At 69.5% G+C, this 16,913-nt stretch carries 21 protein-coding genes; 13 read left to right on the top strand and 8 right to left on the bottom strand.

What is annotated here, in order from left to right; translation table 11 throughout:
- Nucleotides 1-120: 120 nt before the first annotated feature.
- The 6 genes from HALOF300_RS09300 to HALOF300_RS09325 all read left to right on the top strand — a co-directional run bounded on the left by HALOF300_RS09300 (nucleotide 121) and on the right by HALOF300_RS09325 (nucleotide 4,971).
- Nucleotides 121-810: a ferritin-like domain-containing protein gene (locus HALOF300_RS09300; RefSeq protein WP_156740677.1), complete on the top strand. Its 690-nt coding sequence runs from the start codon at nucleotides 121-123 to the stop codon at nucleotides 808-810.
- A gap of 9 nt (nucleotides 811-819) precedes the next feature.
- Complete coding sequence (locus HALOF300_RS09305) at nucleotides 820-1,431, top strand: ferritin-like domain-containing protein (RefSeq protein WP_156740678.1); 612 nt, start codon at nucleotides 820-822, stop codon at nucleotides 1,429-1,431.
- Between the two features lie 20 nt (nucleotides 1,432-1,451).
- Nucleotides 1,452-2,171, top strand: coding sequence for an ECF RNA polymerase sigma factor SigK (gene sigK, locus HALOF300_RS09310; RefSeq protein ID WP_231955175.1), 720 nt, complete (start codon nucleotides 1,452-1,454; stop codon nucleotides 2,169-2,171).
- Nucleotides 2,172-2,222: 51 nt separating this feature from the next.
- Complete coding sequence (locus HALOF300_RS09315; protein ID WP_197522431.1) at nucleotides 2,223-2,942, top strand: anti-sigma factor; 720 nt, start codon at nucleotides 2,223-2,225, stop codon at nucleotides 2,940-2,942.
- Nucleotides 2,943-2,985: 43 nt separating this feature from the next.
- A complete protein-coding gene (locus HALOF300_RS09320; protein WP_156740680.1) occupies nucleotides 2,986-4,017 on the top strand; it encodes an arsenic resistance protein in 1,032 nt (343 codons plus the stop codon).
- A 78-nt stretch (nucleotides 4,018-4,095) separates the two neighbouring features.
- Nucleotides 4,096-4,971, top strand: a complete 876-nt coding sequence (locus tag HALOF300_RS09325) for a phosphotransferase family protein (protein ID WP_156740681.1) — start codon at nucleotides 4,096-4,098, stop codon at nucleotides 4,969-4,971.
- An 84-nt stretch (nucleotides 4,972-5,055) separates the two neighbouring features.
- Here HALOF300_RS09325 and HALOF300_RS09330 read toward each other — a convergent pair whose 3' ends face one another.
- Nucleotides 5,056-5,547, bottom strand: coding sequence for a DoxX family protein (locus HALOF300_RS09330; protein WP_156740682.1), 492 nt, complete (start codon nucleotides 5,545-5,547; stop codon nucleotides 5,056-5,058).
- Between the two features lie 308 nt (nucleotides 5,548-5,855).
- On the opposite strand from HALOF300_RS09330, the gene HALOF300_RS09335 reads away from it, so the two are divergent.
- From HALOF300_RS09335 to HALOF300_RS09350, 4 genes are all read left to right on the top strand, one after another.
- On the top strand, nucleotides 5,856-6,281 hold the full coding sequence (locus HALOF300_RS09335) for a DUF1801 domain-containing protein (RefSeq protein WP_231955177.1): 426 nt from the start codon (nucleotides 5,856-5,858) through the stop codon (nucleotides 6,279-6,281).
- Nucleotides 6,282-6,320: 39 nt separating this feature from the next.
- Nucleotides 6,321-6,905 carry a TetR/AcrR family transcriptional regulator gene (locus HALOF300_RS09340; RefSeq protein WP_156740683.1) on the top strand — a complete coding sequence of 195 codons (585 nt, stop codon included), beginning with the start codon at nucleotides 6,321-6,323 and terminating at the stop codon, nucleotides 6,903-6,905.
- A gap of 78 nt (nucleotides 6,906-6,983) precedes the next feature.
- Nucleotides 6,984-7,376, top strand: coding sequence for a DoxX family protein (locus HALOF300_RS09345; protein WP_156740684.1), 393 nt, complete (start codon nucleotides 6,984-6,986; stop codon nucleotides 7,374-7,376).
- 73 nt (nucleotides 7,377-7,449) lie between these two features.
- Nucleotides 7,450-8,292 (top strand): DUF72 domain-containing protein, encoded by an 843-nt coding sequence (locus HALOF300_RS09350; protein WP_156740685.1) that lies wholly within the window; start codon nucleotides 7,450-7,452, stop codon nucleotides 8,290-8,292.
- Here the strand turns inward: HALOF300_RS09350 and HALOF300_RS09355 are convergent.
- From HALOF300_RS09355 to HALOF300_RS09365, 3 genes are all read right to left on the bottom strand, one after another.
- Complete coding sequence (locus tag HALOF300_RS09355) at nucleotides 8,289-9,203, bottom strand: cyclase family protein (RefSeq protein WP_156740686.1); 915 nt, start codon at nucleotides 9,201-9,203, stop codon at nucleotides 8,289-8,291. The genes HALOF300_RS09350 and HALOF300_RS09355 overlap by 4 nt on opposite strands.
- Nucleotides 9,204-9,417: 214 nt before the next feature.
- Nucleotides 9,418-10,494 (bottom strand): sensor histidine kinase, encoded by a 1,077-nt coding sequence (locus HALOF300_RS09360; protein ID WP_269455274.1) that lies wholly within the window; start codon nucleotides 10,492-10,494, stop codon nucleotides 9,418-9,420.
- Between the two features lie 10 nt (nucleotides 10,495-10,504).
- Nucleotides 10,505-11,200, bottom strand: a complete 696-nt coding sequence (locus HALOF300_RS09365; protein ID WP_156740688.1) for a response regulator transcription factor — start codon at nucleotides 11,198-11,200, stop codon at nucleotides 10,505-10,507.
- A gap of 88 nt (nucleotides 11,201-11,288) precedes the next feature.
- Here HALOF300_RS09365 and HALOF300_RS09370 point away from each other — a divergent pair, with 88 nt between their 5' ends.
- Nucleotides 11,289-11,933: a M15 family metallopeptidase gene (locus tag HALOF300_RS09370; RefSeq protein ID WP_156740689.1), complete on the top strand. Its 645-nt coding sequence runs from the start codon at nucleotides 11,289-11,291 to the stop codon at nucleotides 11,931-11,933.
- A 2-nt stretch (nucleotides 11,934-11,935) separates the two neighbouring features.
- On the opposite strand, the gene HALOF300_RS09375 is transcribed toward HALOF300_RS09370, so the two are convergent.
- The 4 genes from HALOF300_RS09375 to HALOF300_RS09390 all read right to left on the bottom strand — a co-directional run bounded on the left by HALOF300_RS09375 (nucleotide 11,936) and on the right by HALOF300_RS09390 (nucleotide 15,004).
- Complete coding sequence (locus HALOF300_RS09375; protein WP_156740690.1) at nucleotides 11,936-12,931, bottom strand: pirin family protein; 996 nt, start codon at nucleotides 12,929-12,931, stop codon at nucleotides 11,936-11,938.
- Nucleotides 12,928-13,401 (bottom strand): carboxymuconolactone decarboxylase family protein, encoded by a 474-nt coding sequence (locus tag HALOF300_RS09380; protein ID WP_156740691.1) that lies wholly within the window; start codon nucleotides 13,399-13,401, stop codon nucleotides 12,928-12,930. The genes HALOF300_RS09375 and HALOF300_RS09380 overlap by 4 nt, the downstream gene beginning before the upstream one ends.
- Before the next feature lie 104 nt (nucleotides 13,402-13,505).
- Nucleotides 13,506-13,901: a GNAT family N-acetyltransferase gene (locus HALOF300_RS09385; protein WP_156740692.1), complete on the bottom strand. Its 396-nt coding sequence runs from the start codon at nucleotides 13,899-13,901 to the stop codon at nucleotides 13,506-13,508.
- A 32-nt stretch (nucleotides 13,902-13,933) separates the two neighbouring features.
- Nucleotides 13,934-15,004 carry an LLM class flavin-dependent oxidoreductase gene (locus tag HALOF300_RS09390; protein ID WP_156740693.1) on the bottom strand — a complete coding sequence of 357 codons (1,071 nt, stop codon included), beginning with the start codon at nucleotides 15,002-15,004 and terminating at the stop codon, nucleotides 13,934-13,936.
- Nucleotides 15,005-15,086: 82 nt separating this feature from the next.
- Here HALOF300_RS09390 and HALOF300_RS09395 point away from each other — a divergent pair, with 82 nt between their 5' ends.
- Together HALOF300_RS09395 and HALOF300_RS09400 are read left to right on the top strand one after the other, a co-directional pair.
- Complete coding sequence (locus HALOF300_RS09395) at nucleotides 15,087-15,563, top strand: MarR family winged helix-turn-helix transcriptional regulator (protein WP_156740694.1); 477 nt, start codon at nucleotides 15,087-15,089, stop codon at nucleotides 15,561-15,563.
- Between the two features lie 94 nt (nucleotides 15,564-15,657).
- Nucleotides 15,658-16,911, top strand: coding sequence for an MFS transporter (locus HALOF300_RS09400; protein WP_156740695.1), 1,254 nt, complete (start codon nucleotides 15,658-15,660; stop codon nucleotides 16,909-16,911).
- Nucleotides 16,912-16,913 lie beyond the last annotated feature (2 nt).

A 16,913-nucleotide genomic window follows, 5' to 3' on the forward strand; every position in this document is an offset into this window, starting at 1 on the left:
CAACTGTCCCAATGGAAGGAGACGTCCCGATCGAAGCAGGATCGCCGCAACCCCCCGCCGTAGGTCGGAGGGCGTGTCGCGGACATGAACAGATCACCAACGAAAGCAGGTGTGGATTCCATGCATGACACCAACGATCCCATCGGGGCAGACCCCGGACGCGCCGCGCGCGTGCGTCGGTCCAGGCAGATGTTCGGCGGTGAGCCGGTGCTGCAGTTCCAGGCCGAGTCGACGCGTCGCACCTTCATCGCGGGCGCCGCACTGGTCGGGGTGGGTGCGACGTTCGTCGCGTTCAACCGGAACGACCCGGTCGCCTTCGCCGACACCACGGGCGACATCGACATCCTCAACTACGCGCTCACCCTTGAGTACCTCGAGGCGGACTTCTACACACAGGGAATCGCCGGCAACGTCCTCACCGACGAACGCGAACTCGAGCTCGTGAGCCCCATCCGCGACCACGAGCAGGCACACGTCGACGGGATCACGCAATTGATCACGGACCTCGGCGGTACGCCCGTGGAGTCCCCCACGTTCATGTTCCCCGACGGCACCTTCACCGACCGCGACATGTTCCTCGAAACGGCGTCGATGTTCGAGGAGTTGGGCGTGCAGGCCTACCACGGCCAGGTCGCCCTGATCAGCGACGCCGAGATCCTGGGCACGGCGGCGGCCATCGCGGGTGTGGAGTCCCGGCACGCGGCCGTCGTCGCCCACCTCATGGGCGGCAATCCATTCCCCGCACCGTTCGAGGCGAACCTCCCCATGGAGGACGTCCTCGCTGCGGCCGGCCAGTTCATCGAGGGTTAGGAGAACACCGTGTACACACGCAAGAACCTCATCCGGGATGCCGGCCTGGTGATCCCCGGCGCGATCGCACTGACGATGCTCGGCTCGAAATTCGCCTTCGCCGACGACGGCGACTTCGACGGTCCGCTCGACGTGCTCAATTACGCCTTGACGCTCGAGTACCTCGAGGCCGAGTTCTACCGGCAGGGCAACGAGGCTGGTCTGCTCAGTGGCCAGGCCGCCGAGTACCTCGCCACGATCCAGACCGACGAGGAGACCCACGTGATGACCCTGCAGGACACCATCGCGTCGCTCGGCGGCGCGGCGGTGCCGGCGCCCATGGTCGACTACGGCGAGGCGTTCGCGAGCGAGGCGAACTATCTCGAGACGGCCTACACGTTCGAGAACCTCGGCGTGCAGGCCTACCTCGGTGCTGCACCGTCGCTGTTCCAGGAGAAGGAACTGTTGACGGCGGCGGCGAGCATCTTCGGGGTCGAGGCGCGCCACGCCGCGATCCTGGGCGTGCTGCAGAACAAGCCCGGCGAGGGCGGCGTCTACCAGGGTGCGCTCGAGACCGCACTGAGCCGTGCCGACGTGCTGGAGGCGGCATCGCCATTCATCGTCAGCGCGGAGACGCTCTGACCGCGGCGACTCCGGCACCAGTGCCTGAGTTCTCCCCCGAGACCCCGGCCGGTGGTGAGCGACGGGCCGCCGCCGGCCGGGCCCGGGCGCGGGTGGGCCCGGCCTGCGGCGCCCTGCGCGATACTGGCACGGTGAGCAACCAGGGACCGGGCCTTCGTGGCACGACCCCGGGCGCCACCACCGGATCGCGCGACCAGCTCGGCGTCCTGATGCAGCGCGCGGCGGCGGGCGACCAGGACGCGTTCGCCACGATCTACGACGCGACCGCTCCAGTGGTCCACGGCGTGGCCCGACGGGTGCTTCGCGACCCGGATCTGGCCGCCGAGGTGACCCAGGAGGTCATGCTCGAGGCCTGGCGGACGGCGTCCCGTTTCGACGGTGCGCGCGGCTCGGTCATGGCCTGGCTCACGACGATGACCCGACGAAGGGCGGTGGACCGGGTGCGATCGGAACAGTCCCATCGTGACCGGGACGAACGCGTCGCCGCCGGGGACTTCCGCCGGCCCTTCGACGAGGTCGCCGAGACCGCGGAGCGCCGGGCCGAGGTCCTCGACGTACACCGTTGCCTGGACTCGTTGACCGACCTGCAGCGCGACGCCGTCGTGACGGCGTTCTACGGCGGCCAGACCTACCGCGAAGTGGCGCAATCGCGCGGGGCCAGCCTGCCCACGGTGAAGTCGCGGATCCGCGACGGACTGAACCGATTGCGGCGCTGCCTGGACGGGATGCAGTCACCATGACCACGACGACCTGTTCCACGAGGCATGCAATCCAGCAAGGGAGGGACCGCCGTGACCGACGATGACGTGCGTGATCTGCTCGGTGCCTGGGCGTTGGATGCCGTGGACGACGTCGAGCGCAAGGCGGTGGAGCGGCTCATCCGGGACGACCCCGAAGCCGCCGCGGAGGCCCGGGCCCTGAGGGACACGGTCACGCGGCTCGCCGTGAGCGACGCGGCCGCCCCGCCTGCAGCGCTCCGTGCCCAGGTGCTCGCTGCGGTCGAGTCCACCCGGCAACTCGAACCTTCGGCCGGTCACACGCACGGCTCGGAGAGCCCACCGGCACGTCGGCGCAGCAAGACACTGCGGCTGCTCGCCGCGGCCGCGATCCTGATCGGCATCGCGGTGCCGTCCGGCATCGCGGTGCTCCAGGCCCAGCGTGCCGAGCAGGCCGAGCAGCAGGTCGAACTGCTGGCTGAAGCACTCAGCGAACCCGGTGCGACACTGGTCCGGGCGGACGTGTCCGGGGGCGGGAAGGCGGCCATGGTGACCGGTGGAGACACTGTCCTGCTGGCGCTCAGCGGCCTACCGGAACTGAGCGGTCAGGACTACCAGCTCTGGGTCATCCAGGACGACGTCCCGGTCTCTGCCGGGGTGCTTCATCCCAAGGACGGCCTCCTCACGAGGGAGTTGACCGACGTCCCGGCAACGGCGGCGCTCGCGCTCACCATCGAACCCACCGGCGGCTCCACCCAACCAACGACCGATCCACTGGTAGTCCTCGGCCCCTGAACCCAGGTAAGGGTCCGGCCGCTCCGATCCGTAGTCTTGCCGCGTGAGTTCAGCGGTCGTGTGGACGCAGCGGTGGCAGGTCCCGCTGTATCTGGGCGCGATCGTGCTGGCGGGGATCGTCGGACTCACCGTGCCGGCGGCCGGCCCGCCGTTGGCTCGGGCGATCGGCCCGGTGCTCGCCCTCCTGCTCTATGCGACCTTCCTCGGCGTTCCGTTCGCAGCGATCGGCGCTGCGGTGCGCGATCTCCGGTTCCTCACAACCGTGCTCGCGCTGAACTTCGTGATCGTCCCGGCCGTCGTGTTCGGGCTCTCGCGGTTCGTGTCCGCAGACGCGGCGGTGCTGCTCGGAGTGCTGCTGGTGCTGCTGACGCCATGCGTCGACTACGTGATCGTGTTCGCCGGGATTGCCGGCGGCGCCAGGGCGCGACTGCTGGCCGCTGCGCCGCTGCTGATGCTCGGCCAGATCCTCCTGCTGCCGGTGTACCTGTGGCTGTTCGTCGGCCCAGGGACGGTGCGGCTGATCGAGCTCGCCCCGTTCGGCGAGGCGTTCGGATTCCTGATCGTGATCCCGCTCGCGGCCGCCGGCCTCACCCAGTGGTGGGCGCGCCACCGGCAGGCAGGGCGCGTCCTGGAAGGCACGGCGCTCGGCCTGATGGTGCCGTTGATGATGCTCACGCTGGCAGTGGTGGTCGCGTCCCAGGTGGCCGGCATCGGGTCACAACTGAGCACACTGCTGCTCGTCGTGCCGATCTACGTCGCCTTCCTGGTGGTGATGGTGCCGCTCGGCATCCTCGCCGCTCGTGTCGCGCGGCTGGACATCCCGGCGGCGCGAGCCGTCGTGTTCAGCGGCGCGACTCGCAACTCGCTCGTGGTGCTGCCGCTGGCGCTGGCGCTTCCGGAGCCGCTGGCGCTCGCCGCGCTCGTGGTCGTCACGCAGACCCTCGTCGAACTGGTCGGGATGGTGGTCTACGTGCGGCTCATCCCCCGCCTGATGCCCGCACCTGCTGTGAGGGAGTCTGACGCGACCTACACTCGGCGCAACCATGAGCCGAAGTCCACGTCAGACCCCCTCTAAGCGCGCCGCCGCCGCGGGCGGCGCGGTGCTCGCACGTCGACCCCGACGGCGTGGCGCGGCTGGGGTGGTCGGCGCACCATGACTCTGCAACCAGCCGGCGCCACGGTGACCCCGTCCGAGCGGACGATGCTCACCGACCTCGGGGGTCGCCACCACCTCTGGTCCGACGAGGCCGAGCCCACGACTCTGGCGCGAGGCAGCGAGAACACGACGTTCGCCGTCGACGGCTTCATCGCCCGCCGCACGACGGACGTCGAGGCCCTCGCTCGTGAGGTCGCCATGCTGGACGCGCTTGCGGACACGACCTCCGTCCCGGTGCCCCTGCCCGTGGTTCACCGACCCGACCTGGGGGTACTCGTGTACCGGAGACTGCCCGGGACGCCGCTGCTGCGCCGACCGGATCGGCTCGGCGCCCGCGTCGACCGGGTCCTGATCGACGTCCTTCGTGCGCTCCGGCGGATCCGGCCCGATCCGCCGCTGGTGGTGGACGAGCACCCCAACGAGGCGTGGCTCGCCGACGCCCGAGTGGACTTCGAGGCAACCGGGTCCTACCTAGGCACCGAGCGGGCTGCGATCGTGGGCGTATTCCTGGAGGAGGCGCCGCCGCCGACCCGATCGCTGCGGGTCGCCCAGCACAACGACCTCGGCGCCGAGCACATCCTCGTCGACGAACGCGGGCAGGTGACGGGCATCATCGACTGGACCGACGCCGCGCTCGCCGACCCGGCCCGGGACACGGGGCTGTTGCTACGGGACCTGGGCTCCGCCGTCGCCCTCGCGGTCAGTGCCGGGCTGGACGGGCCGGTGACGGCCGACGAACGTGCACGGATCTACTTCCACGCGCGGTGCAAGTGGCTCGAGGACGTCGCGTACGCGCTTGAGGACCCGGCGGGGCGGGTGGCCTACCTCGAGAGCTCCGGCCGCACGTTCGAGCACGTGTTCGGCGGCACCTGAGCACCGGCGCATGCCGAAGGCCGCCACGCCTGCCTGCGTCGGCGGGTGCGGCGGCCTTCGGGACGAGGGCCTGGGGAGCTCGCGTCATCGAGCGGGCGAGGCGGCACGGCCCCGCAGAGCCTTGGACGCGATCACCAACGCGGCGGTGACGAGAACGGTGTCCTTGATGATGTATTGCGCCTCGAGGGTGAGGCCGCCACCGACGAGGTCGCCGGCGAACAGTGCGATCGGCGCGAAGAACCCGACCATCGCGCCGCCCATCGCGAGCAGCCCGAGGCGCAGGAACCTGCCGGTGACGAGGGTGAGGCCGATGAAGGTCTCGAGCAGCGCGACCGCAATCATCGCGGCGTGCCCCGAGACCAGCCCGAGGGAGAGCGCCTCGACGGTGTCGGTGACCAGGGCCTCGACGGGGCTCGCCCCCGGGATGTACTTCGGGATGCCGAACGCCAGGAAGATCAGGCCGATGCTGACGCGCAGCAGGGTGACGCCATGCCGTTCGGCCCAGCCGGCGAACCGGGTGGAAATGGTGGCCGGCGGCGTGGTCGGCGCCTGACGATAGGTGGTCGTACTGGACATGAGAACCTCCGGGACGGGTGCGTTTTCGGACGTTCTCAGCGTCGCCGTCACGGGCTCGGGGCGGATCCACCGTGGAGCGGGTTCCCGGCTGCGTCATCGGGCGCAGCGGGGTGCGCGCCGTGACGACCCGTGGGGTCGCCCGGGTACGACAGCGGGCGCAGCGAACCCTGACGGCCCGGTGGGGGTTTCCCCTGAGCGCAAGGCCTTGTGCAGGCGGGCCTCAGCGGGCGAACCGGCATCGAGGAGCGGCCACGTGCATCCCTGTCTAGCGTGAGTCATGGGAACCATCGACCTCCTCACCCGAACCCTTGCGTGACCCAGGCGGCGGCGACGGGCCGAGACTGCTCTCCGGCGGCAACCCGCAGATCCCGAAGGGCGAGGGGAGCAGTCCGGTGCGTGACCACCTCGCTGCCATGCCGGGCTGGAAGCGCGATGTCGGGAGACTCCTCGACGACCTCATCGCGGCCACCGTGCCGGACGTCCACAAGGCGGTGCGGTGGAACAAGCCGCACTACGGGCACGAGTGCGACGGCTGGTTCCTGTCCTTCCGGTGCTACACCGACTATGTCCAGGTGCAGTTCCTGCACGGGACGTCGCTCGAGCCGATGCCGCCGAAGGCGTCCAAGCACGACGAGGTGCGCTACCTCGACATCCGCCAGGACGACGACGTGGACGAGAGGCAGCTCCGATCCTGGATCGAGCAGTCCAGCTGGCTGCCGGGCGAGAGGATGTGACGGGCCTGGCCAAGCCATACCGGATGGTACGGTCGGCCGATGGGCACAGCACGCGACCGTTGGCTCGACGAGGGCATCCGGGTCCTGGCACAGGAGGGGGCAGCCGGCGTCCGCATCGATCGGATCGCGGCTCGGCTCGGCCTGTCGAAGGGGTCGTTCCATCACCACTTCGACGGCGCGGACGGCTACAAGCGCGACCTGTTGGCACGCTTCGAACGGCTGTCGATCGACCAGCTGGACCGCGCGATCGTCGAGGCCGGTCCCACCAGCGACGCGCGTTCGATCCTCAGCAGACTGACTGCGCTCATCGAGCCTCGGGAGGCCGGCCTATACCGGCCGGAGCTCGACGTTGCGGTGCGCGCGTGGTCGGCGTCCGATCCGGAGGTGCGCGCCGCTCAGGCGCGGATCGACGAGGCCAGGCTCGCCGCCCTGCAGCGCGTCTGGCGACCGTACGTGACGACGGATGCCGAGGCCCGCACCGCCGCACTGTTGCCCTACCTGCTCGCGGTGGGCGCCTCCGTGGTGTCCCCGCCGGTCGCGGCCGACGAACTCAGGGGCCTCTTCGAGACGCTCCTTCCCCTCGTGCCGGAGGGTCCCGTCGATCCGGACCCGGCCGGGCGCTGACCCAGTAGGCGGGCCCGGCTGGTTACGGCGCCACCGCTTCACCTTGAAGTCGGCCATACCGTGCCGTATGGTACGGAGATGGACTTCGTCATCACAGCGGACGACTCGATCGTCGCCGCGCTGCCGGATCCGGTCTGGCCAGTGGTCCTGCTCGCACTCATCCAGGTCGTCGACGGCGTGCTGTGCATCAAGCCGGTCACGTTCATCGCCGAGTGCTTCGACGCGGTGCACTTCCCGCGCAAGTACTGGTGGGTGACCCCGCCGATCAAGTTCGCGGCCGGTGCCGGCCTGATCGCGGGGATCTGGATCCCCTACCTGGGTGCGCTCACATGCGGCGCCCTGGTCCTGTACTTCGTGCTTGCGATCTCCGCACACCTCAGGGCACGGGACTTCGGCAGGAACCTCTTCGTGAACGCCACCGGCATGTTGGTCATCTGCGCTGCGACCGGCCTGTTCTCGTTCGTGATCTGAACGAGGACCGCCGCTGGCTGCGTGGGCGACACACTCGGTGGCTGTGGCACGGTACGGACCTAGGCTGCATGGCATGAGTCGTTGCTTCATCGGTGTCTCCGGTTGGCGCTACCCCAACTGGCGCAGCGACTTCTACCCCGGTGGCTTGCGGCAGCGCGACGAGCTCCGCTACATCGCCGAGCGAATGACGTCGGCCGAGATCAACGGGTCCTTCTACTCCCTCCAGCGTCCGAGCTCCTACGCGCTCTGGGCCAGTGAGACGCCGGCGAGCTTCGTGTTCGCGGTCAAAGGCGGCCGCTACATCACACACATGAAGCAACTCCGCGACATCGAGACGCCACTCGCCAACTTCTTCGCCTCCGGAGTCCTCGCCCTTGGCAGCCGCCTGGCACCGTTCCTCTGGCAGCTGCCGCCGCGGATGGCGTTCGACGCCGAGCGTGTCGGCCACTTCCTCTCGCTCCTGCCCCGCACGCACGGCGAGATCGCTTCACTCGCCTCCCGGCACGACGACAAGCTCCCGCCCGAGCGGGTCCTGCGCGATGTCGCGTCCGATGCCGCTCCCGCGCAGCGGATCCAGCACGCGGTCGAGCCCCGACACCCTAGCTTCGACTCACCGGAGGCCCACCGCATGCTGGCGGAGCATGACGTCGCCATCGTGATCGCGGACAGCGCGGGCACCTGGCCGACCATGAGCGACGCGACGAGTGACTTCCGCTACGTGCGCCTACACGGCCAGCACGAGTTGTACACCGGCGCCTATACCGACGATTCCCTCGACAGTTGGGCGCAGCGGTGCCGCACGTGGCTCGATGAAGGCCTCGACACCTACGTCTACTTCGACAACGACGCCCGCGGCCATGCGCCCCACGATGCCGTGCGACTGCTCGACCGCGTCGACGGAACCCAAGCAATCTAGATCAGCGCGAAGGCCCGGACCGGGAACGTGCCGAACGCCCTGATCTTCGGAGGCACTGCCGTGAACCGCGCTCCGCTCGGCGGTAGCGACCCGAGTCCGGTGAGGTGTTCGACTACGTGGATGCCCGCGGCGAGCAGCAGTGAGTGCGCGGGCCTGGTTCCGTGCGCCTCGGGCCCCGTGTCGTCGATGTTGAGCGAGTCGATCCCGACGAGCACGACGCCCTGGTCGATCAGGTATCGGACTCCCGCCTCCGTGAGGAACGGCGCCTGATCGGCGTAGGCGGGCGTGCCGAAGTGGCGATCCCACCCGGTGTGGATCAGCACGGCCCTGCCGGCGAGGTCGCGGTCGTAGAACACCGGCGCGGGCAAGCCGCGGCCCGCAGCGTCGCTCACGTGGAAGACCTCGGTCGGTAGGTCGACAAGCGTCTCCAGGCTCAGCCCGGCGAGGTCGGTGCCGTCGGCGTAGCGGTGGTAGGGACTGTCCAGGTAGGTCCCGGTGTTGCCGACGAGCGTGAGGGCATCGATCGCGAACCGGGTGCCGGGCGCGTAGTTCGCGGCGGACGCCTCGCGGGTCAGGTGCGGCGTGATGACGGGGGCAGGAAGGCCCGGGTAGGTCACGAGCCCTTCGGTGATCGTGTGGCTCAGGTCGACCAGGCGCCCTCGTGCGGCCGGGTCGGCGGAGGGCCGCGTGGCGACGCCTCGGCTACCGCGATGCGGCTCCTCGACGACCTCCAGGTTGCTCAGCTCGACCTCGCTGACCAGCGCCAGGCCGAGGTGCCGTACGAACAGGCGGGCGATCTCGTCGGAGCTGAGGTCTCCTGCGGGCAGATCCAGGCGGAACCCGGCCGTCCGGAGGTTCCCGCCGTTCAGGAACTGGACCAGCGCGTCGAAGTGCGCTCGGTACTCGGCCATGGCGGTCTCCTGACGTTCGTCGCGCTCGGGCCGCTCCGGACCGCTCGCCGCTTGTCGCCGACTCCCCCGACGTTCCCCACCGTACCGCTGCGCGCCACGGCGCGGGCGGGGTCGGAGCCCCGGACGCGCGCCGGGCCAGCACCGCATCCTCGTCCTAGAGCGGCGTGCCGAGCGCCTCGATGGCCGAACTGGCGAGCGCTCCTTCGACCGACCGTCAGCCGCCGTCCCGCGGTGACGCCGCGGCCAGCCGCACCGAGACGCGAAGGCCTCCATCGGCCACAGGCGTCAGGGCGAGGGTCCCGTCATGCGCCTGCGTGATGCTCCGGACGATCGCCAGACCGAGACCGACGCCCGCGTGGTCGGTGCGAACACGCTGTGCGCCGCGCTGGAACGGCTCGGTGAGCGTCGAGACCTGCTGCCTGGTCAGCCTCGCGCCGGTGTTCTCGACGGTGAGCACCACGGCGTCCCGCTCACGGCTCGTCGTAACCCGCACGGCGCCGCCGTCGGGCAGGTTGTGGACGATCGCGTTGTGCACGAGGTTCGTGGTCAGCTGCAGCAGCAGGGTGGGTGAGCCGACGGTGGGGGTCAGGTCGCCGGACGTCTCGATGGTGAGGCCGTGGGCCTCGGCGAGTGGGAGCAGCGTCTCCGTGGCGTCCTCCGCGATGAGGGACAGGTCGACATGTTCTCGGCCGAACGAGCGTTGGTCGGCTCGGCTGAGCAGGAGCAGCGCCTCGGTGAGGTCGATGGCCCGGGAGTTGACGAAAAGGAGACGCTCGACCAGGGCACCGGTGTCGGAGCTCGGGTCGTTGCGGGCGACCTCGAGGAGGGTCTGCGTGATCGCCAGCGGGGTGCGCAGTTCGTGGGAGGCGTTGGCCGCGAACCGCTGCTGTTCGGCGACCTGCGCCTCGAGCCGTCCGAGCATCGTGTCGAACGCGTCGGCCAGCTCGCGGAACTCGTCGTTGCGGCCGTCCAGCCAGATCCGGTGCGAGAGCGACCCGGTCGCCGCCTTCCGGGTGGCGTTCGTGATGCGGGTCAGCGGCGCAAGCATCCGGCCGGCGAGGAGCCACCCGCCGAGGAGGCCGAACACCAGCAGGAACACGAGCATCAGGGCCGCCCGCGGGGCGAAGGCGCGCAGCAGGTCCGAACGGTTGGGGACGAACGGGCCGAGGCTGTTGATCGGCCCGTCGGGCACGTAGCGCAGCAGGAAGGCCCACACCACCGCGAGCAGCAGTGTGCTCGCCAGCATGAGGAACCCGGCGTAGCTGAGGGTGAGCTTGAGGCGAACGCTCAGCCCGGGCTCCCTAGCCACGTTCGTCTCGCGTGGTGCCCGCTTCCGGTCCGGCGTCGATGCGGTAGCCGACGCCGGGCACCGTTGCGATCAGAGCGGGCTCTCCGAGTCGCTTGCGCAGGGCGGAGACCGTGATCCGCACGGCATTGGTGAACGGGTCGGCGTTGGAGTCCCAGGCACGCTCGAGCAACTCCTCGGCGCTGATGACCCCGCCCTCGGCGGCGACGAGCACCTCGAGCACCGCGAACTGCTTCCTCGTCAGCGCGACGTAGCGGCCGTCCCGGTAGACCTCGCGGCGGAACGGATCCAGCCGCAGGCCGGCGACCTCACGCACCGGCGGCCGGCTGTGCGCGCGCCTGCGGTCGAGCGCCCGGAGCCTGAGCACGAGTTCGCGGAGCTCGAACGGCTTGGTCAGGTAGTCGTCGGCACCGAGCTCGAACCCGGTCGCCTTGTCGTCGAGCCGGTCCGCGGCGGTGAGCATCAGGATCGGCATGCCGCTGCCGGAGGCGACAATGCTGGTGGCGACCTCGTCACCGGACGGGCCCGGGATGTCGCGGTCGAGGACCGCGATGTCGTAGGTGTTCAGGGCAAGCAGCTCCAGCGCGGCGTGGCCGTCTCCGGCGATGTCCGCGGCGATCGCCTCGAGCCGGAGCCCATCGCGAATGGCCCCGGCCATGAGGGGTTCGTCCTCGACGACCAGCACGCGCATGGTCTCGATGCTACGAGGCGATGCATATCGTCGGCGTATCGAAATCCGCTTACGGGCTGACAACACCGCACCGCCTTGACTTGCCTGCATGAGTCAAGTGAGCGCAGAACCGAGGGCACGCAGGCCGCACCGGACCGCCGTCGGGCTGGTGTTCGGGCTGGTCGTCATCGTGGCTGCCCTCGTCGGCGCCCTCGTCGATCAGCGGGGACCGACACCGGCACCCTCTGTCAGCGACATCCTTACCGGCGACCACGGCCGTCCCGACGCCGAGGCCGACGGCGCGGTCACCGGTGCCGACGGGGTCCTGCCCGACGGCGTGACGGTCTTCGACGACCAACATCCGGGCGTGGTCAACCTCGACCCCGAACTGCTCGAGGCGCTGCGCGCGGCGGCGTCGGACGCCGGTCGCCGCGATGTCGTGTTCAACGTCAACAGCGGCTGGCGCTCGCCCGACTACCAGGACCAGCTCCTGCGTGACGCGGTCGCGGAGTACGGATCGGAAGCCGAGGCCGCACGCTGGGTCGCCACCGCGGACACGTCACCGCACGTGTCCGGGGACGCCGTCGACCTCGGTCCCTACGACACCATGGACTGGCTGTCCCGACACGGCGCCGAGTACGGCCTCTGCCAGATCTACGGAAACGAGCCCTGGCACTTCGAGTTGCGTCCCGAGGCCATCGACCATGGCTGCCCGGCGATGTACGCGGACCCGACGCAGGACCCGAGGATGTAGCCCTACTCGCGCGGAAGCAGTCTGGCGGTGGGCAGCGGCGGGGCCGGCAACGGCTTGGGCTGGCCGGGCGGGAACTCGCCGAACAGGGCCGGCTTGTCGACATCGCTCGGATCGGCGGGCTCGAAGCCGAGCTCGGCCTGGTAGCGACGCCGGAACTCGACGACCTCGTCGTGGTCGCGGCCGACGAAGTTCCACCACATCACGATCTGTTCCCCGAGCGGCACCCCGCCCAGGAGGATGACCCGGACCCGCGTGTCGCCGGCGGTGATGACCAGCGTGTCGGATCCCGGCGGGGCGTAGGCGAGCGAGCGATGGTCGACGACCTCGGAGTTCACCGTGACCGCACCGTTCTCGGCGAGGACGGCGTGCTCGAAGTCGGCGCGCACGGTCAGCCGCGCGGTGGCGCCGGGCTCGAGCGTCAGTTCGGCACCGAGCAGGTCGGGCGTGCGCGTGTCGACCGGGGAGACCGAACCGAGGAGGGACCCGACGAACACGCGTGCCGTGATCCCGGGGAGTTCGACCGGCTCCGGGGTGTGGTGCACGAACGCGTTCTCGGTGAACCGGGTCCGCTCCGGCAGTGCGTACCAGAGCTGTACGCCATGCAGGGTGCTGGTCCCGGGGTCGCTGAGCTCCTGATGGGTGATACCCCGGCCCGCGATCATCAGGTTGAGCTCGCCCGGCACGATCGCGGCCGCGTTGCCGCCGGAGTCGAGGTGCTCGATACGTCCGGTGAACAGCCAGGACACCGTCGCGAGCCCGGTGTGGGGATGCCGCGGCACTTGCATCCCGCCGGTCGTCGAGACGTCGTCGGGACCGTAGTGGTCCAGGAAGCACCACGCGCCCACCAGCGACCTGCGCCGCTGCGGGAGGGTTCGATACACGGTCATCGCCCGCGGGCCACCGAGTGGCACCAGACGTGGTTCAAGAATCTCTGTCGTCGTGCACGGCTGCCCCTGGTCCAGGACCTCCACGTCGGGACGCGCGTCGAGGTTGCTCATCGAACGATCCTTCCGTCGGCGCCCCGGGGACGCACCGGGTGCTGGCTCAGGATGGAGATCCGGTTGAATGTGTTGATCGTGACAGCCACCCACTCCGCGGCGACGAATGCCTCCTCGCCGAGCACCGCTCGGGCGCCCCAGAGGTCGGCCTCCGACTCTTCGGTCACAGGCAGGGACGCGGTGGCTTCTGCCACCGCGAGTACGGCTCGCCGCCGTTCGTCGAACACATCGGTCTCCCGCCACACCGGAAGCAGGTCCAGTTGCTGCTGCACGAGGCCTGCCTGCCTGGCCTCGCGCGCATGCAGGTCCACGCAGAACGCGCAGGCGTTGATCTGCGACGTACGCAGCTTGATGAGCTCGGACTCCTGGATCGACAGACCCCGCTCCAGCACGGCCGCACGGATCGCCGACGAGAACGCTTCCGCAGCCTGCCACGCCTCGGGCATCACCTTGTCCAGGAACGGACGCATCAGTCTCCTCCCCCGGTGAAGCAACGCCCACCCATCGCGGGCGCGAGCTTGCCGTACGTGTCGAACACTCTACGAGGGCCTCGATGCTCATCGGTCACGACTGCCTACCCACCTCGGACCGATCGCTCGATCAAGGCGATATCGGCCGGTTTCGGTCGACGGAACACGCCGCCGTCCGCGACGAACTCGTCACCGTGCTTGCTCAGATGGCGAGCGAACAACGGACACAGCGGCACCACGGTGAGGTTCTCGCGGATGCTGTCCGCAAGCGCCTCACGCACCAGCAACCCCGCCAGACCGCGCCCACCGAACTCCTCCGCCACCTCGGTATGGAAGAAGATCCGTTCGCCGGTACCGGCGCCGTCGCGGGAGTCGGCGAAGTCGGCTCTGCCGGCGCGTGACCCGTCGGCCACGCTTACGACAAAGGAGCCGACCGGATCGCCGGGCTCCAGCCTGACCGTCACCGACGCGCCGGTGTTGTCTGTCAGTCCTTCAGGCATCTGACTGTCCTTTCGGTGGGGTGTCGGGGCGGTCATCGGGTCGACCCCGCCGTGACGGCGGCCCGTTCGGTCAGAAGCTCGCGGACCCGGGGGATGACCTGGGTCCCGTACAGCTCGACCGAACGCAACCGGGCGGTAGCGGAAACCGTGCCGGCGGCGGAGTAGATCATGTCGAACCGACCCGCATCGAGAGCCCGAACCGCATGGGCGATCTTGTTCGCGACGGTTTCGGCCGAGCCGACATACAGCGACCCGCTCTCCACCTCCTCTTCGAACTCCGCCCGGCGGATCGGCGGCCAGCCACGCAGCGCCCCGATGCGGTCCCGGATCTCCCGGTATCCGGGGTAGAACAGCTCCTTGGCCTCCTCGTCCGTGGTGGCGACGAATCCGGGCGAGTGCATCCCGACCGGCTGCGCGGTGTTGCCCAGCTGCTCGCTGGCACGCCGGTACAGATCGACGTAGGGAACGAACCGGTCGGGCGGCCCGCCGATGATGGCGAGCATGAGCCGGAACCCGTAGTGGGCGGTACGGACCACAGACTGTGGCGACCCGCCGACTCCCACCCAGGTGCTCAGTCGTCCCGAGTCCGTCTTCGGGTACACCTCCGCATCGTGCAGTGCGGCACGGGTGGTGCCTTCCCAGGTGACCGGCTTCTCGTCCAGGAGCCGGTGGAACAGGTCGACCTTCTCCTCGAACAGCACCTCGTAGTCCGTCAGGTCGTAGCCGAAGAGTGGGAACGACTCGGTGAACGAACCACGGCCGAGGATCACTTCGGCGCGACCGCTCGAGAGCGCGTCAAGGGTCGCGAACCGCTGGAACACCCGTACCGGGTCGTCCGAGGAGAGCACCGTCACGCCCGAAACGAGCCGGATCCGCGTCGTGGCGGTCGCGATGCCGGCCAGCACCGTCTCCGGGCTGGAGATCGCATACTCCGGCCGGTGGTGCTCACCCAGCGCGACCACGTCGATGCCGACCTGATCGGCCAGGACGGCCTCCGTCACCGCGGCGCGGATCGCCTGCGCGTGCGAGACGACCTCGCCCCGGTCATCGCGGGGTCGGTCTCCGAAGCTGTCGATCCCGAACTCGATCTGTGGAGCATCCATCGTGGGCCGCTTCCGTTCCAATGTGATTGACATGTGAATCATGCGGTCAATATGATTCACATGTCAACCACCAGGAGGGGCGATGGGCACAACGAAGCGTCGGAGCGTCCCGACGAGCGAGGAACTCGCGATCTGGCGGGCGCACGTCGAGACGTTCGAGATCGTCCGCGCCCGGATCGAAGCCCGGTTGCACCAGGACTCACAGTTGTCGAGCGGGGACTACCGCGTGCTCCTCGCACTGAGCGAGGCGGACGGGACGGCGATGCGGTCGTCGGAACTCGCCGCGCAGATCGAGTGGGAACGCAGCCGCCTGTCCGGCCAGCTCGGCCGGATGGAGCATCGTGGGCTGCTTCGCCGCGAATCCTGCTCGGAGGACGCCCGCGGCGCGCGCGTCGTCCTCACCGAGGAGGGCGCTCGCGCCTTCCGCGCCAGTACACTCCCCCACCTTCGGGCGATCAAGGAGGTCTTCGTCGATGCGTTCACACCCCAGCAGCTCACACAGCTGGGCGAGGCCGCCGCGGCCATGCGCAGCCATCTGAACCTCGACGCCCGCTCCTGATCCGGCGCGCTCACGGAGCGCCTCGGATCCTGCGTCGAGAATGAGTTGTCCAGCGACTTGACCATGCCGTGGCGGCATAGTTTGTGATGGGCCCATGAGCCGGAACATCTGGGTATATCTGGGGTCGTACAGTCTCTCCCTGCTGGGAAACGGGGTTGCGTCGGTACTGTTCCCGTTGCTCGTGCTCGCCAAGACTGGTGACATCCTCGCCGCCGGCGTCCTGGCATCGGTGACCGCCGCCGTCGCAGCCGTCGTCGGTGTTCTTGCCGGCGTGGTCGTCGACCGGGTGAACCGACGGACGGTCTCGATCATCAGCGACGTGTTGTCGGCGGCATCGGTCGCTGCGGTGCCGATCGTGGACGCCGTGTGGGGTTTGAACCTGACCTGGTTCATCGTCTTGGGTGTCATCGGCGCATTCGGTGACATGCCGGGCATGACGGCCCGGGAGACGCTGCTCCCCCGTCTCGTCCGGCTCAGCGGCGCCGGGCCCGGTGCGCTTGACCGGCTGGTCGGCCTGCGCGAGTCGCTGGCGGGCGCACTGATGCTGATCGGCCCGGGCCTGGGCGGACTGCTGATCTGGATGTTCGGGGTGAGCTCGACCGCGTTGCTCATCACCGCCGGACTGAGCCTTGGCGCGGCGTTGCTGTCGCTGGCGATGTCGCCCCGCGTGGGAGCCATCCCTCCGGCCGAGGCGAGTTCGGCGAAGGCAGGTTTTCGCGGGGTCCTCGTCGATCTCGTGACCGGGTGGCGTTTCCTGCTCGGCCACCGGCTCGTGCTGGGCGCGACCCTTGTGTCGGCGGTGTTCGTCGCGGTGTTCGCGGCGTTGCAAGCCACCATCTTGCCGGCGTATTTCACGAGTGAGGACCTGCCCGAGTTCAGCGGGTTCGCCGCGACCGGGATCGCGGTCGGCAGCCTGCTCAGCGCAGGTGTGTATGCGGCGACGGTCGGGAAGGTGTCGCGCCGTGCCTGGTTCGTGCTCGGCATGGTCGGCGTGGGCATCGGGTTCATCGCGATCGGTGCGATGGCAGCGCCCTGGATGGTGCTCGCAGCGGCTGTGTTCATCGGACTGACCAATGGCCCCATGTCGGCGGTGCTGGGGGTGGCCACCATTGAAGCGACCCCGGATGAGATGCGCGGACGAGTGCTCGGTGCACAGAACGCGCTCGTGCTCGCCGCCCCCGCCCTCACCTCTGCCCCCATTGCTGCCGTGGCTGCCGGGTTCGGGCTCCCGGCCGCGGGAATCGCGATAGCGGCTGTCATGATCGTGACCGTCGTGGTCGCGCTGAGCGCCCGCGCGTTCCGGTCTCTGGACACCATGGAGATCGCAGCCGAACCACTGGAGGTCTGATC

This window comes from Occultella aeris, from assembly GCF_902703175.1.
GTDB lineage: Bacteria > Actinomycetota > Actinomycetes > Actinomycetales > Beutenbergiaceae > Occultella > Occultella aeris.